This is a genomic window from Bradyrhizobium sp. CCBAU 25338, assembly GCF_028128965.1.
In the GTDB taxonomy this organism is placed as follows: Bacteria; Pseudomonadota; Alphaproteobacteria; order Rhizobiales; family Xanthobacteraceae; genus Bradyrhizobium; species Bradyrhizobium liaoningense.
The window spans coordinates 166,078-180,623 of record NZ_LFKY01000041.1 but is presented as its reverse complement, the minus strand read 5'-3'; the positions used below and the strand labels follow the sequence as shown (position 1 = coordinate 180,623).

The window sequence follows — 14,546 nt, the reverse complement described above, 5'->3', positions numbered from 1 at the left end:
CGTCTGTGCGCCGGATCACGGAGCGCGGATCTTCTACGGCTACAATCGGTCGACCGCCGTGAACGTCCCGTCCTTCTGGATCACCGTCAGGAACACCTTCGGCGGCGTGTCGATCATGCGCGGGCCGACGGTGACGATGGTGCCGCTGATGTCGAAACGGCCGATATCGTTGATGGTGCGCAACAGGCTGGCGCGCGTCGGCTGCGGTCCGGCCTTTTCCAGCGCCGCGGCCGCGAGGCGACCGGAGATATAGCCTTCGAGCGACACGAAGTCCGGTGTCAGCGTCGGATCGAACGCCTGCTGCGCCCTCTGGTAGTCGGCGACGAGCTTGAGCGAGCGGTCCCAGGGAAAAGGCACCACCTGCGAGACGATGACGCCTTCGCCGTCCGGGCCAAGCTCCCCGGCGAGCGCGTTGGCGCCGACGAAGGAGATGTTGACGAAGGTCGGAGAGAAGCCGCTGCGGCGCGCGAGCTTGATGAATTCCGCGCAGGGACCATAGGTCCCGACCATGACGATGGCCTCGGGCTCGGCGCGCTTGATCACCCGCAAGGCCGCGGCGACCGCGCGGGTGTTGCGCTCGAAAGTGCCCTCGGCGGCGAGTTCGAGGCCGCGCCTTGCAAGCGCCCGCTTGACGCCAAGGAGACCGTCGCGGCCGAAGGAATCGTCTTGGTAGAAGATGCCGATGCGGGTGAAGCGGCGATCCTCGGTGAGGTGCTTGACCCAGGCCTCGGCCTCCGCGCCGTAGCTCGCGCGGATGTTGACGACGTTGGGAAGCTCGAGGTCGCGGAGGAATTCGGCGCCGCTGAAGGGGCCGATGAAGGGAATGTTCCTGGTGCTGGTGATGGGAATTGTCGCGATGGCGGTCGGCGTGCCGACCGCGCCGATCAGCGCGAACACCTTGTCGTCCTCGATCAGGCGCAGCGTCTGCGTCACCGACCGGTCGGGGTCGTAGCCGTCGTCGCGGCTGATCAGCTGGAGCCTGCGGCCGTGGACGCCGCCCTTGGCGTTGATCTCGGTGAATGCCGCGACGATGCCTTGCCGCATGCGCTGTCCGAGCGCGGAGGAGGGGCCTTCGAGCGCTGCCGCCTGACCGAACAGGATCGCGTCCTCGCCGACGCCGACTTCGTCGCCTTTGGCGGAAGGCGTCGCTGCGGCCAACAATGCGATGGTCAAGCCGACGTAGGTCGCGAATGGCGATCGTGTCATGAGGATGCTTGCCGGATACAGGACGCGTTGCGGAGACGATAAATCCTGCGGGCTGAACAGGACGCTAATTTGTGCGCGTCGGCGGTCCGTAGGACTCCGGGTAAAGCCGGCAAGTTACTGCCACTCTGCCGGAACTTTCTGGGCAATCGTTAACTAAGCCGCGCGATGCGCGGGCGCCTGGTTTGCGAAATTGGGCAGTTCTTAACCCCGATCCTGGTCCGGTAGTCGCGCCGGCGGCTCAACCAGAAGTTCGTGTCGCCGTATCGATGGGGACTTGCAGGTCAAGATGGGCGGTCGCGATCAGAACGATCAGGATCGGAGGCGTATGAGCGGATGGTGGCGTGCCGCGCCGCTACTCGGGCTTTATCGCCCTGCGCTCGTGGCGGTCGGCATCGGCCTTCTGTTCTCGATCGTGGGCGCCGCCGCCGTGGCGCGGTGGGAAGATCGCGTCAACCGGGGCGAGTTCGAGAACGCCGCCGAGACCCAGGCGATCGTCATGCAGAACGGCATGAACGAGTACATATCGAGGCTCCTCGCACTGCGCACGCTGTTCGAATCGACCAGCGACGAAGTCACTCGCAGCGAATTCGAGACCTTCAGCGCCCGCCTGTTCGAGCGCCATCCCGGCATGCTGCGCATTGCCTGGTTGCCGCGCGTCAACAGCAAGGAGCGCGCCGAATACGAGGCCGCGGCGATCGCCGACGGCGTGTCCGGCTATCGGATCAAGTCGCTGCAGGGTGAGAGATTCGTCACCGCAACGCAGGGCGACGAATATTTTCCGGTGTTCTACTCGACTCAGCCGAAGACCTCGTCGGTCTATGGCATGGACTACGCGACCGTTCCGGAGCGCCGGGCGGTGCTGGAGCGCGCGCGCGACAACGATCGCGTCGCAGCCATTCGCACGCGCCTCTTCGAGCCGAAGCAGGGGGGCAGCCGGGTGCCCGACGTTCTCGTCGCCATTCCCGTCTACGCCAAGGGCACGTCGCGCGAGGAGATCGCGGACCGGCGCCGCAATCTCGCCGGCTTCGTCGTCGGCATCTTCGACCTGCCGCTGCTGATCCAGTCCATTCGCGTGACCACCGGGGCAAGCCCGGCGGTCAGCGTGAACGTCTACCCGCCCTTCGCGGCGCAGGTCGCCAAGCTGGAGGAAACGCTGCCGGATTACTCGTCGGCCGCCACCGCGCCGCGCTCGATGCGGGACATCGCGCGGGCCGTGCACTGGTCGGGCAGTCTCAAGATCGGCGATACCGACTGGCAGGTGCGGGCGGTTCCAACCGCCGGCGGTCCGCTGGCGACGACTTACGATCGCGCGGGCGCGGTGCTGATCGTCGGCATGCTGCTGACGATGTCGCTGTCGACCTATCTGATGCTTGCGAGCCGCAATTCGCGGCGGCTGTCGCAGGCGAACCGGCGGGTGCTCGAGCTTGCCCAGACCGACATACTCACCGGACTGCCGAACCGCGCCTTCTTCCTCACCCGGCTCGACGAGATGAACGGGCAATCCGGCGTGACGGGTCTGCCCTTCGCGATCCTGATGCTCGACCTCGACCGCTTCAAGAACGTCAACGACTCCCTCGGACACGCAGCCGGCGATGCGCTGCTGCGCCAGGTGGCGCAGCGGTTGAAATCCGCGATGCGCGCGAACGACGTGCTGGCGCGGCTCGGCGGCGACGAATTCGCCATCATCCAGGAAGCCTGCGAGGATCAGCGCGCCTGCTCGACCGAGCTGGCGGCGCGGATCGCCAAGCTCGTGAGCGAACCGTTCCTGCTGCCGGGACACCGCGTCGAGATCGGCACCAGCATCGGCATCGCGATCTCGCCGGACCACGGCAGCGATCAGGAGCAGCTCCTGAAGAAAGCGGATCTCGCGCTTTATCGTTCGAAATCAGCGGGCCGCAACTGCTTCACCATTTACGACGAGGCGATGTCGGCCGAGCTGGAGGCCCGCAACACGCTGGAAGGAGATCTGCGCGACGCCATCGCACAGTGCCAGCTGGAGGTGCACTACCAGCCGTTCGTCGACGCCCTCAGCGGCGTACGGCGCGGCTTCGAGGCGCTGGTGCGCTGGCGGCATCCGGCGCGCGGACTGATCCCGCCCGACCAGTTCATCTCGCTTGCGGAAGAGACCGGGCTGATCGTGCCGCTCGGCGAATTCGTGCTGCGGCGCGCCTGTGCGGACGCCGCCGGCTGGCCCTCCGATCTCATGGTCGCCGTCAATTTGTCGCCGATCCAGTTCAAGGAGGCCGAGCTGTTCGAAATGATCTGCGCGGCGCTCGCCGATTCCGGCCTGCCACCGCAGAGGCTGGAGATCGAGATCACGGAATCCGTGCTGCTGGAGCGCGCGGCCGAGAACCACGCCTTCATGGAGCGGCTGAAGGGCATCGGGATCGAGCTGGCGCTCGACGATTTCGGCACCGGCTATTCGTCGCTCAGCTACCTGACCGCGTTCCCGTTCGACAAGATCAAGATCGACAAGTCGTTCATCCGCAACCTCACGCATCAGCCGCGCAGCTCCGCCATCATCTCCGCGATCGTGACACTGGCGCGCGGGCTGGACATGTCGGTCACGGCCGAGGGCGTCGAGACGTGCGAGGAATTCGAGCGGCTTAAGGTGCTCGGCGTCAATTTCGCGCAAGGCTATCTGTTGGGCAGGCCGCAACCGATCGAAGGGATCCAGTTCGACGAGCCGGCCAAACCTTCGCGGCGCGACGCCGCCTGAACGCGCCTCGCGAGGCGTGGATGGCCGGGACGAAGTCCGGTCCGACGCCGTGGCAGCTCCGTCCTCGCCCAGCGGGCATGCGCGAAAAAGCGCTTGACCAGAGCATTCCCGGATGATCCGAAGGAACGTCTAGGGATGAAACAAGCACAACATGCGGCTTCCGTTCTTCTACGGCTGGGTGGTGGTCGCCGTGACCTTCGTCACCATGGCCATCGGCGTCAACGCGCGTACCGCCTTCTCGCTGTTCTTTCCGCCCATCATCTCCGAGTTCGGCTGGGAGCGCGGCGTCACGGCGGGCGCCTTCTCCTTCGGCTTCGTGGTGTCGGGCGTGGTCAGCCCGCTGATCGGCCGCCTGATGGATCGCGCCGGTCCGCGCGCGGTGATGGAGCTCGGCGTCGTGCTGATGGGCGGCGGGCTACTGCTGGCACCGCTGACCAGCGCGCCGTGGCATCTCTATGTCACTATCGGCGTCATGGTCGGTGCGGGCTCGGTGTGCCTCGGCTATTCCGGCCAGTCGCTGTTCCTGCCGAACTGGTTCATCCGCAAGCGCGGCTTCGCCATCGGCATCGCTTTCGCGGGTGTCGGCATCGGCTCGGTGACGCTGCTGCCATGGGTGCAGCACATGATCGAGCAGACCGGCTGGCGCACCGCCTGCACGGCGATGGGCCTGCTCATCCTGGTGGTGCTGGCGCCGATAAATCTGCTCTTGCACAGGCGCCCGCAGGACATCGGCCTTGAACCGGACGGCGACGCTGCCCCGGTGCCGGGCGCGGCCCAACCGGTCTCCAACATCGTCGATCCCGTCTGGGTCGGGATCGACTGGACGCTCAAGCGAGCCGTCGCGACCGCGCGTTTCTGGTGGATCGCGCTCGGCTATTTCTGCGGCCTTTACATCTGGTACGCGGTGCAGGTGCATCAGACCAAATTCCTGCTCGACATCGGCTTCAGCCCCGGTGTTGCGGTGTGGGCACTCGGCATCGTCAGCCTGCTCGGAATTCCCGGCCAGATCCTGCTCGGGCATGTCTCCGACCGGATCGGGCGAGAATGGGTGTGGGCGATCAGCTGCGCGGGCTTTGCGATTTGCTTTGCGGCTCTGATGGCGCTGAAATTCCAGCCGTCGCTGTGGCTGGTTTATGTGATGGTGCTCACGCAAGGCGCGCTCGGCTACGGTCTCACCTCGATCATGGGGGCGGTGGTGTTCGAGATTTTCCAGGGCAGGCATCAGGGCAGCATCTTCGGCACGATCATGCTGGCGGCGCTGGCGGGTGGTGCGGCCGGACCGTGGGTGACGGGCTTCCTCTATGATCGTGCCGGCGACTACACGCTTGCCTTTGCCATCGCGATGGTCATGAGCGGATTGTCGGCGCTCGCGATCTGGCGGGCCGCGCCGCGCAATGTGCGGGCCGTCGCCGGCCGGCTGCACAAGCTCCCCGGCGGTATTGCGAAGTAGGTTGGCTCAACCATCGCATTGCTCGTTCCTTCTTCGGAGAACGTTAAGCATGTCGCGTCTTGGCGTGACGCCACGGGCCCGCAAAAACGTCTTGGACACCACCGGAGCGCTAGCGTCGGTTCAGTGCCACTTGTTCCCGATGCCGTCCGGTTCCAACGATGTCTGCCTCCGATTGTCCTGCGACCGAAATCCCGGACGTGCTGCGCGCCGCACTCGCACGCGCCGAGGATGGCGTCGTCATCGTCGATGACGCGCATCGCATCACGCACTTCAACCCTGCCGCGGAGCGGATCTGGAAGCTCGCTGCCACCGAGGTGCTCGGCCGCAACGCCGCCGTTCTCACCCTCAAATGTCTCGAGTCCGGCGCGACCGCGGATTTACGCGAGGAGATCAGCCTCGTGCGGCGCGACGGCAGCCGTATCAAGGCGCTGGTGTCGATGTCATCAACGACGATTGGCGGCGCGACCCATCGCATCGTGTTCGCACGCGACGTCACTCTTGATGCGGAGCGGCGCGTCAGGATCGGGCTTCTCCACGCCGTCGCCGACCAGACCAACCGCGCGGTGATCATCACCGACGTCGAGCAGAACATCGTCTACGTCAATTCGGCGTTCACGGCGCTGTTCGGCTATACCAGCGAGGAGGCCGCAGGTCGCAGCGCCGACGGGCTCGTCGCCGGTCGTCACACCGATCGCAAGGCCCTCGCGAAGCTCGTCAGGCGCCTGATGCGTGGCGGCCATCGCGGCGAGACCGAGGTGCTCGTCTACGACAAGGACGGCGAGGAGATCTGGGTCTCCGCCCGGATCGACACGTTCCGCGACAGCAGGGGCCGGGTCAAGCATATCTTCGCGCTGCTCGAGGATATCACCGAGACCAAGCAGCTGCGCTCGCTTCAGCAGCTCATCATGAGCGCGCTCGCCGACGAGGTGCCGATCGGCGAGATCGCCGATCGGCTGTGCCGTCGCGTCGAGGAGATCGCGCCCGACGTGGTCTGTTCGCTGCTTCACGTCGATGCCGCCGGCCTGATCCATCCGCTCGGTGGTCCCAGCCTGCCTGAGGACTATTCCCGCGCGCTGGACGGCATCGCGATCGGTCCCAATGTCGGCTCCTGCGGCACCGCGGCCTTCTACGGTACACCGGTTCTGGCGACCGATCTCGATACCGATCCGCGCTGGCAGCCCTACAAGGCGATGCCGCTCGCGATCGGCCTGCGTGCCTGCTGGTCGACCCCGGTCAAGGCCAAGGACGGCCGCGTCATCGCGACCTTCGCCTTTTACTATCGCGAGCCGCGCGCGCCGAGCAATTGGCACCGGCGCATCGTCGAGGCCTGCGTCAACCTCGGCGCCTTCGCGATCGAGCGCAAGGAGGCGCGCGCGGAGATCGCGCGGCTCGCCTATCACGACATCCTCACCGGCCTGCCCAATCGAGCCCAGTTGCGGCACCTGATCACCACGGCCATCGATGCCTGCCCGACCGGCAGCCATGTCGCGCTGGCCTTCCTCGACCTCGATCATTTCAAGGACGTCAACGATACGCTCGGTCACGCCGCCGGCGACGAGCTCCTGGTCCAGCTCGCGCAACGCCTGCGCGAGCATATCGGTCCCGGCGACATGCTGGGGCGGCTCGGCGGCGACGAGTTCGTCATCCTGCTGCCGCAACGTAACGCCGAGAGCGCCGAGCGCGTCGCGGCCGATATCGCCGAAGCGCTGGCGCGGCCGCTCCGGCTCGGGTCGAAGCTGATGCCGATGTCCGCCAGCATCGGCATCAGCCTCTACCCCGATCACGCCACCGATATCGACACCTTGATGCAGCAGGCGGACGCCGCCATGTACATGGCCAAGCAGGCCGGACGCTCGACCCATCGCATCTTCAGTGCCGAGATGAACGTGCTCGCCGAGCAGCGGTTGGCCCTGATCGCGGCGCTGCGCCGCGCGATCGCGGAGGGCGCACTGAGTCTCAGCTACCAGCCGCAGATCCGCAGCTGCGACGGCGCGATCCATGGCGTCGAAGCGCTGGCGCGCTGGCGCGATGCCGTGCTCGGCGACGTCTCTCCGGCAAAGTTCATCCCGCTCGCCGAGGAATGCGGCCTGATCGAGCAGATCGGCCTGTGGTCCGTGCGCGAGGCCTGCCGGCAGATCGCGAGCTGGCGCCACGCCGGGCTCAACATTCCCTGCGTCTCGGTGAACCTGTCGCCGATCAATTTCCGTAACGTCGCGCTGGCGGCGCGGCTCAAGGACATCCTGGCCGAACACGATCTGCCGCCGGACGCGCTGATGCTGGAGATTACCGAAGGCGCGTTCATGCAGGATGGCGTCGCAGCGCTGGAGACGATGAACGCGATCCGCGAGCTCGGCGTCGGCCTCTCGGTGGACGATTTCGGCACCGGATACTCCAGCCTGAGCCGGCTCGCGCATTTTCCGATCCGCGAATTGAAGATCGACCGCAGTTTCATGCGCGACATCGAGAAAGACGCGGGCGCGCTCGCGATCGCCACCGCGGTGGTCCGCGTCGGCCAGGGCCTCGGCATGACCGTGGTCGCCGAGGGCGTCGAGACCGAGGGGCAGCGCAAGACGCTGGCCGAGCTCGGCTGCGACATCGTCCAGGGCTTTCTCTATGCACCCGCGTTGCCTCCCGTCGCCTTCGAGCGCTGGCTGATCGACCACTGCGCCGAGCAGGCGAGGACGATGCTGGGGCGGCTCGACCTTGCGCCCGCGGGCGGGGCTGCAGTGCACCGGTCAGCGTCGCTGCCCTTGGGCGATATTCGCAGCCGATAGGGAACGCATTGGCGACCGGCGATTTGGTCCTCGACATCCGCCGGAGGGGCACCGCGCCACGTCCTGTTTGCAAACTGCATGGGCCCGATGAAAAGACCGGAAAGCAGCGCCACCGCCCGAGCGGCAGGCTTTCGACCTTCGCAACCGCAGCTCAAGGCCATCACGGCATGGATCGCCTGTCAGAGCGACAAGCCCAGCCTGTCCGAGGCAATAAGCCGCTTGGTGGAACTGGGGCTTGCGTTGCACGCCGAGCCGGATCGCCAGAAGCGGCGCGCTCGCAAGATGGCCGGCGATGCGATCGATCGCATGGGCGACACGACGACGACGGCGGAGGACAGGGCAGTCCGCAAGGGGGATCTGCTCGACGGGCCCAAGGAATTCGATCGCGTGCGAGTTGATCGGTCCAAGCGCAGCAAGCCGATCCGACAATAGGCCGAGCACCAGGAAGCCGCCGACACCGGAGGAATTCGAACCGCCAGCGACATGGAGGACAAGCAATGAGACGGTATTCCCAATCGCATGCAGCGGAGGAGGCGCACAACCTCTTCAAGCAGCCCGCGACGAAGCCCGCGACTGATCACGAGAAGGCGGAGCAGGCCTTCAACGCAAATCGGGAACGACTGAAGGCTGAACGGTTGGCGAGGGAAGCTGAACGACGAAGCCAGTCCGAGAGGACGACCTAAAGCACGAAAACCGCCGCGCACTTCTCCGGATCATGCTTTAGAGCATCGGAAGCACGACGATCCCGTCTTCGAGCTCCCCTGAAGCAAGGCGCGCCCGCGCCATACGTTCGAACTCCGTTCGGTGCTTCTGTAGATAGCTGAAGGCCTGCTTCTGGGTGCTGAATGTCGTGGCAAGCCGGCACATCTGCCGATTGGCGCCGGACGCGAGAAAGAACGTGATGGTTCCGTGGTCTGGCTTGATTCTAGGCACGATCTGCACCCTCCGGCATAGGATCGGCTCTTCAGATTTCGCCGGCGGTGTTGAATATGACTATCGTACCGGCTTCCTCGAACGCTTCTTGAGCGCAGGCGCCGGCAAGGCCGTTCGAAGAGCTTCATCAGCCGCTTGCTTCGCCTCGCGGACCTCTCGGAGCCGCGCCATGTTCTTGCGAACCTCGATGGCCTGCCTTTCGACATCTGCCAACGCCCGCGCTCCCTCTTCAGCGGCGAGGCGCCTGCGATCGGAACGCGCGATGCTTTCGGATGACGGCTCTGCCGGTTTCTTGGTGCTCATCGCTCACCCGGATCCACAACGGCCAAAACCCACTCAATCCCAGGATTGAGCGGGTAGAGCAACCGTTTCAGTACATCCGTGAAACGGCGCCACGATATCAGGCCAGCGAGAGATTCTCAGCGCTGGCTTTGCCTCGCACCTTATCGGTCTTGATCTCGAAATTGACCTTTTGGCCCTCGCCGAGACCAGCAAGACCAGCTCGTTCAACCGCGCTGATGTGAACGAACACATCGTTGCCGCCGTCGCTCGGCTGGATGAAACCGAAGCCCTTTTGGCCATTGAACCACTTGACTGTACCTGTCGTCATTTTCTTCTCCAAAGCGCGCAAGCGCATCCCGCGCGACATTCACGCGGCTATCTTCAACTTCGTCGATGTCTTTGGAAAAGGAGCCCGCGGGCGCATTCAACAAGGCACAGCGGCTAATCGAACGACCCCCAATATACACGGCTTTCGCGATTTTGCAAGGAGCGAAGCCAGTTTGATTTCTGCGAGCCAGGTCTACTGTTCCGATCGAGGCGCTTTGCGTGTGTCCGTCGACCTGCAAGCAGGACGTTATCGATTGACAGCGCTGCGCGACAGTGGTCACGTTGACGGTAACAAGCTGCTCGCCGTGACAGGCAGATCGGCTCGTCCGAAGCCGCGACATTGTCGCCCCCACTATCCTCAAAAATCGCAATGAGCTCCTGCGCAATTGGCTGCCCTGCAGGACGTGTCGCATTCGCAGCCCAGGAGGATCAAATTGCACGTACTCGTCAGAGACAACAATGTTGAGCAGGCACTCCGTGTTCTCAAGAAGAAGATGCAGCGCGAGGGCGTCTTCCGGGAAATGAAGCAACGCCGTTCCTACGAAAAGCCGTCCGAGAGAAAGACCCGCGAGAAATCCGAGGCCATTCGCCGCGCCCGCAAGCTCGCCCGGAAGCAGGCGATCAGGGAGGGATTGCTGCCCGCGCCACCGAAAAAGAAACCCTTCGAGCGCAAGCCGCCCCTGCCGGAGATCAAGGCAAGGTCGGAGTAGAAGCGATCTTGATTCCGGATCTCATGCCATGACGGCCGCGTCACCTGGGAGGCCGCAGAAAGGCCTGGCCAGGCCGCGGCTGCTGTCTTCGCTATAGCCTGAAATCGATGCCGCGAAGCACGATGCCCGGCGGCGTGCCTTCGAACTCTGTGGCGCGATATTTGCTCTCGGCGCATGCTTCGATGCGATCGCGTAGACGGGCGAATTGGGCTTCCCGCTGCTCGGGCTTGACTCGCGCGCCGCGCTCGAGATCATCCATCGCGGAGGTCGAGATCGCGCAAGGAATCTCCCGGGCGCCGTCATGCATCGAGAACCGGACGATCATCCGGTCGTATTCGTGGTCGATAAAGCGGCCGCTGGTCAGTGTCATGGCTCACTCCGTTACGTGTTGGCTTCCTTGCAGTTCGCGCCATCCAATCATTGACCGGTACCGCGCGCCCGCTTTCCGGCTCCCGCCGAGCATGCACGTGTCGAGAATGCTGGCGGCCGTCGCTCAGCCCTCTCCGGACAGCCGGACGAAATCGTCGAACAGCGCCGAGACGAGCGCGCGATGGCGCGTGTCCTCAGTCGGCAAGCTCGCAGCATAGAGGTTGAGCAGATGGCGCGCCTTCACAGCGGCCTCCGGCCAGGACGCAGCGGGAACCGTCATCATGCGATGTTCGAGATCGGCCTCGCGCTCGCGCAGCTCTCTGACATGGGCCTCGACATCGGCCAGCGCGCGGCGCAGGTCGGTAGCCTTTTGCGCGGCCATGCCACGGCGCTTGTCGAGATCGACCGGCTGGTCAGTCATTGGCGATGCTCGCGTCTGCAGCTTGCGCATTCGCAAGATCGACAGAGCCGATCGACAGCATCTCCATGGCACCGCCCCCACCTTCGGCGGGCACGGTGATCATCGTGGCAACCCGGCGATAGGCGGCGAAGGTCAGGCCTTCGATCGTCTCCTCGTCGGTGACGACCTCATAGGCGCCGGCCGGCAAGATGCGCTCGATGCCGCGGATGTGGAACGGATGCCTGAAGGTGACGGTCTCTCGCCGCGAGCGGATGGTCATGCGCACGCCTGCCTTTCGCAAGTGAAGCCCCAACCGGTGCCGCTGGCGCGAGCATGCGCCTTTGGCGCGGCAATAGCCAGCATTATCGTTTCCGTTTCCGTACGAACGGTAATGTCGCGGTGCGACGGCAAGAGGCACTTAACGCTCGCTATTGTTTCGGCGCGGGCGTAGGATTGTTGTTGTTACCGCGCTTCTCGATGGCTTCGACCGGTGACCGAGGGCATGTGTGCTCCCGCCGAAGGCTTCGCAGGAGCGTTCGATGTCGCGTGTTCGAATATCGGAATGGATCGTGCCATCGATGATCGTTCCGCTTTTTCCTCTGCTTCTCGTGTGTGCAGCCGCGGTCCTCAATGGGTAGGACAACACGCGTGCCGTATCTGGTCAGCGGGACCAACGAATACGGCAGTTCCAATCTCGGCCGCGGGACTGCGGCGGTCGCGCTACGCCTCGCGGAAAAACTGCTTCGCGAGGGCTACATGGACGTCAGGGTCTGCACCCCGCGCGGCCGGATCCTGCAGCCGAACGAATTCGATGAACTTAAACCAGCAAAGGAGAGCGACATGGCAAAGGGCCAGCAACGCGGCAACCGCGAAGCCAAGAAGCCGAAGAAGGACAAAGCCAAGGTGATCGCCGCGGCCCCGTCCCGCAAGGATGTAGCGTGGCAGCCGGATTTCGGACCTGCGAAGAAGAAGTAGCGAGGAGCTGCATTTGAGGCGCGACAAACATGTCGCGCAGCGCTTGAAGGCACAGGTTCTGATGCGACGCCGATCCCCTCCGACGCCGCAACTCCGTGATCGCGCGCAAAGAAGCTGTCGGCGGGCATCGTGCCAGGATTGATCAGCCGGTGACGGATGCTCCAAGCAGGTGCGCGCTTTCACAAATGCACGATGGGCGGACGACGAGTTGTCGAGGCATTGAACGGAGATCGCGCGAGAGGCATCAAAATTCGTTGAAATCTCTTGTGAAAACGTCCTGTGAACGATAGCTGCGGCGAGGGGGCACGCGGCTAGCGTTCCAACGCGCAAATCTGGACCGTCGGTTGCCGATGTCGGATAATTGCGTGGGTCTGGTGCGGCGCCTCCGCTCCCCAGGCTCCTCACATATGAGACACTCTCCATGGCACAGGCGGGCGCCCTCGCGCAGAAGCTCGAACGGTTCTTGCATTTGAAGGATGCGCCGCCAACGCTGGTCACGCGTTCGCTGCGCAGCGCCGAGCTCGCGGTCACCGAGACACGGGATGACCATCCCATTACGCGTCTCTCCGAGTCGATGCCCTCGGAGGACGCCTATCTCGTCAGCCTCAAATTCCGCGACTTCGCTGATTGCGAGTGCTGGGAGCGCGGCCGATGCGTGATCAAGCGCGATATCCGCGCCGGTGCCACTTATCTGTACGACCTGAAACGCGATCCGCGCTACGTGATCGACAAGCCCTTCCATTCTCTGTTCTTCCATCTGCCCCGTTCGGCGTTGGACGACATGGCGAGGCAAAGCGGCGCGCCGCGGATCGGTGAGCTCGCCTATCAGCCCGGCGTTGGCCACGACGATATGACGATCCGCCATCTCGGCGCGTCGTTCCTGGCGGCGTTGCGGCAGCCTGAAGAGGCCAACCAGCTCTTCATCGACCACATGATGCTTGCGTTCACCGCACATGTTGCGACGACCTATGGCGGGTTGCGGCGCGCCGCCGAGCCGGCGCGCGGCGGCCTCGCCCCCTGGCAGGTGAAGCGGGCTTGTGAAAGGCTGGAGTCCGATCTCCGCGGAAAGCTTTCGCTGGAGAAGATCGCAGCCGAGTTCGATCTGTCGGTCAGTCATTTTTCGCGCGCATTTCGCGTGTCGACCGGCCTGCCGCCGCATCAATGGCTGCTGCGCCAGCGCGTGGACACGGCCAAGCAATTGATGACGGTGCGCGACCTGTCGCTGGCGGAGATCGCGATATCGGCCGGGTTCGCCAATCAAAGCCACTTCACCCGGGTGTTTTCCTCGGCGGTCGGCATCAGCCCGGGAATGTGGCGCCGTGAGGCGCAGGGCGTGCCGGACGGCGAAACGTGACCCCTCCGCTCAGCTGCGCCTTGTCTGAGAGATGGCGTAGGCGTCGCGCCGCGCCGCAAACATCTCGTCCGGCGGATGGCCGATGCCTTCGGCAAGATTGGCTGGATTGAAAACGGACGCGTCGCACGCTTCGTTTGGTTCAGTGCCCGTTATCACGATCGTTCCGAGGCGCACCGCTTCGCGTCCATCCTCGTCGGGCCAACGGATGGTCACGTCCATGACGGGATCGCCGGGACGGTCCAGCAGCGCCATCACGCTGAACCTGACATCGCGCGCCGCGATCCGGGAGTCGAGATCGCGCAGCAAGCCGGTGGACTTGGCCGCGTCCTCGGCCGACCTGCGTTCTTCGCCGACCGGCGCGACCTTGAACTTGATGAACCGTGTCTCACCCTTCGCGTTCGTTGCGGGAAAGGCGTGCACGCCCCAATAGGTCGTGCAGGCGAGGCTTGCCGGCGGCGGATTCGCGGCAAGGTAGCTTGCCTGACGCAGCGTCTCCGGATTGGCGGCGGAGAATGCCTCGACTCGAGCCATGTCCGGCTTGCCGTCCGGTCCCGGCATGCGCGCCTGCAGGAAAGCCAGCATCTGGTCGAGCGTTCTGGCGAAATGAACCGGGGCGCTCTGGGTGAGAATCTCGGACTTCTGATTGCCGCCGCCGAGCCGGAAGCTGAAGCCGCGCAGCGAGCGACCGTCCGTATCGACCGCGTTCGCGGAGACGCCGTCCGCCGAGAAACGCGCCAGCACCCGGGAGGGCATGGTGAAGCTGCGGGACTTGGTGATCTCCTTGGCCTGATCCGAGGGGGCATAGGTGCCGCGAACGCATCGGCCCCAGCAAAAACTCGCGCGCACCTTGGGCTGAAGACCGGCAACCGCCCTCAGGACATCGACAACGGACATCGGTGTGGCTGCGCCGTTCGGGGGCTGAGTCAGAACGGAACCTTTGGATTCGAGCGATGGGCTTGTTTGTGGCGCAGGGTGCGCCGAAAAATCTTTCCCAAAGCGGACATGCCTTGTCCGATCCTGCGACGAATCTCGCAACTCGCTGGCTCG

The 14,546-nt window shown here is 64.6% G+C and carries 15 protein-coding genes; 7 read left to right on the top strand and 8 right to left on the bottom strand.

Annotated elements, in window-relative coordinates; genetic code table 11:
- Nucleotides 1–39 precede the first annotated feature (39 nt).
- Entirely contained in the window at nucleotides 40–1,206 is a 1,167-nt protein-coding gene (locus ACM42_RS27845; RefSeq protein ID WP_271530854.1) for an ABC transporter substrate-binding protein, read from the bottom strand.
- A 325-nt stretch (nucleotides 1,207–1,531) separates the two neighbouring features.
- Between ACM42_RS27845 and ACM42_RS27840 the strand changes: the two genes are divergently transcribed.
- The 4 genes from ACM42_RS27840 (at nucleotide 1,532) to ACM42_RS27825 (ending at nucleotide 8,581) form a co-directional block, all read left to right on the top strand.
- Nucleotides 1,532–3,925, top strand: coding sequence for a bifunctional diguanylate cyclase/phosphodiesterase (locus ACM42_RS27840; protein WP_271530853.1), 2,394 nt, complete (start codon nucleotides 1,532–1,534; stop codon nucleotides 3,923–3,925).
- A 151-nt stretch (nucleotides 3,926–4,076) separates the two neighbouring features.
- Nucleotides 4,077–5,375 carry an MFS transporter gene (locus ACM42_RS27835; RefSeq protein WP_271530852.1) on the top strand — a complete coding sequence of 433 codons (1,299 nt, stop codon included), beginning with the start codon at nucleotides 4,077–4,079 and terminating at the stop codon, nucleotides 5,373–5,375.
- Between the two features lie 158 nt (nucleotides 5,376–5,533).
- Nucleotides 5,534–8,149, top strand: coding sequence for an EAL domain-containing protein (locus ACM42_RS27830; RefSeq protein ID WP_271530851.1), 2,616 nt, complete (start codon nucleotides 5,534–5,536; stop codon nucleotides 8,147–8,149).
- 78 nt (nucleotides 8,150–8,227) lie between these two features.
- Complete coding sequence (locus ACM42_RS27825; protein WP_271530850.1) at nucleotides 8,228–8,581, top strand: hypothetical protein; 354 nt, start codon at nucleotides 8,228–8,230, stop codon at nucleotides 8,579–8,581.
- A gap of 288 nt (nucleotides 8,582–8,869) precedes the next feature.
- On the opposite strand, the gene ACM42_RS27815 is transcribed toward ACM42_RS27825, so the two are convergent.
- The 3 genes from ACM42_RS27815 to ACM42_RS27805 form a co-directional block, all read right to left on the bottom strand.
- Nucleotides 8,870–9,091, bottom strand: a complete 222-nt coding sequence (locus ACM42_RS27815) for a hypothetical protein (protein WP_271530846.1) — start codon at nucleotides 9,089–9,091, stop codon at nucleotides 8,870–8,872.
- Nucleotides 9,092–9,142: 51 nt separating this feature from the next.
- Nucleotides 9,143–9,385 carry a transcriptional regulator gene (locus tag ACM42_RS27810; RefSeq protein WP_271530845.1) on the bottom strand — a complete coding sequence of 81 codons (243 nt, stop codon included), beginning with the start codon at nucleotides 9,383–9,385 and terminating at the stop codon, nucleotides 9,143–9,145.
- A gap of 97 nt (nucleotides 9,386–9,482) precedes the next feature.
- Nucleotides 9,483–9,692, bottom strand: coding sequence for a cold-shock protein (locus ACM42_RS27805; RefSeq protein WP_124160095.1), 210 nt, complete (start codon nucleotides 9,690–9,692; stop codon nucleotides 9,483–9,485).
- 433 nt (nucleotides 9,693–10,125) lie between these two features.
- Here ACM42_RS27805 and rpsU point away from each other — a divergent pair, with 433 nt between their 5' ends.
- A complete protein-coding gene (rpsU, locus tag ACM42_RS27800) occupies nucleotides 10,126–10,401 on the top strand; it encodes a 30S ribosomal protein S21 (RefSeq protein WP_100234872.1) in 276 nt (91 codons plus the stop codon).
- Nucleotides 10,402–10,492: 91 nt separating this feature from the next.
- On the opposite strand, the gene ACM42_RS27795 is transcribed toward rpsU, so the two are convergent.
- The 3 genes from ACM42_RS27795 to ACM42_RS27785 form a co-directional block, all read right to left on the bottom strand.
- Nucleotides 10,493–10,771 carry a DUF1488 domain-containing protein gene (locus tag ACM42_RS27795; protein WP_271530844.1) on the bottom strand — a complete coding sequence of 93 codons (279 nt, stop codon included), beginning with the start codon at nucleotides 10,769–10,771 and terminating at the stop codon, nucleotides 10,493–10,495.
- 123 nt (nucleotides 10,772–10,894) lie between these two features.
- Nucleotides 10,895–11,191, bottom strand: coding sequence for a hypothetical protein (locus ACM42_RS27790; protein WP_271530843.1), 297 nt, complete (start codon nucleotides 11,189–11,191; stop codon nucleotides 10,895–10,897).
- Nucleotides 11,184–11,450 carry a hypothetical protein gene (locus tag ACM42_RS27785; RefSeq protein WP_028181642.1) on the bottom strand — a complete coding sequence of 89 codons (267 nt, stop codon included), beginning with the start codon at nucleotides 11,448–11,450 and terminating at the stop codon, nucleotides 11,184–11,186. The genes ACM42_RS27790 and ACM42_RS27785 overlap by 8 nt, the downstream gene beginning before the upstream one ends.
- A 368-nt stretch (nucleotides 11,451–11,818) precedes the next feature.
- Between ACM42_RS27785 and ACM42_RS27780 the strand changes: the two genes are divergently transcribed.
- Both ACM42_RS27780 and ACM42_RS27775 read left to right on the top strand, forming a co-directional pair.
- Complete coding sequence (locus tag ACM42_RS27780) at nucleotides 11,819–12,145, top strand: hypothetical protein (RefSeq protein ID WP_063709774.1); 327 nt, start codon at nucleotides 11,819–11,821, stop codon at nucleotides 12,143–12,145.
- Between the two features lie 421 nt (nucleotides 12,146–12,566).
- On the top strand, nucleotides 12,567–13,499 hold the full coding sequence (locus ACM42_RS27775; protein WP_271530842.1) for an AraC family transcriptional regulator: 933 nt from the start codon (nucleotides 12,567–12,569) through the stop codon (nucleotides 13,497–13,499).
- A gap of 9 nt (nucleotides 13,500–13,508) precedes the next feature.
- Here ACM42_RS27775 and ACM42_RS27770 read toward each other — a convergent pair whose 3' ends face one another.
- The gene (locus ACM42_RS27770) at nucleotides 13,509–14,426 is read right to left on the bottom strand and encodes a catalase (protein ID WP_271531174.1); all 918 of its coding nucleotides are present in this window, start codon (nucleotides 14,424–14,426) and stop codon (nucleotides 13,509–13,511) included.
- Nucleotides 14,427–14,546: the final 120 nt, after the last annotated feature.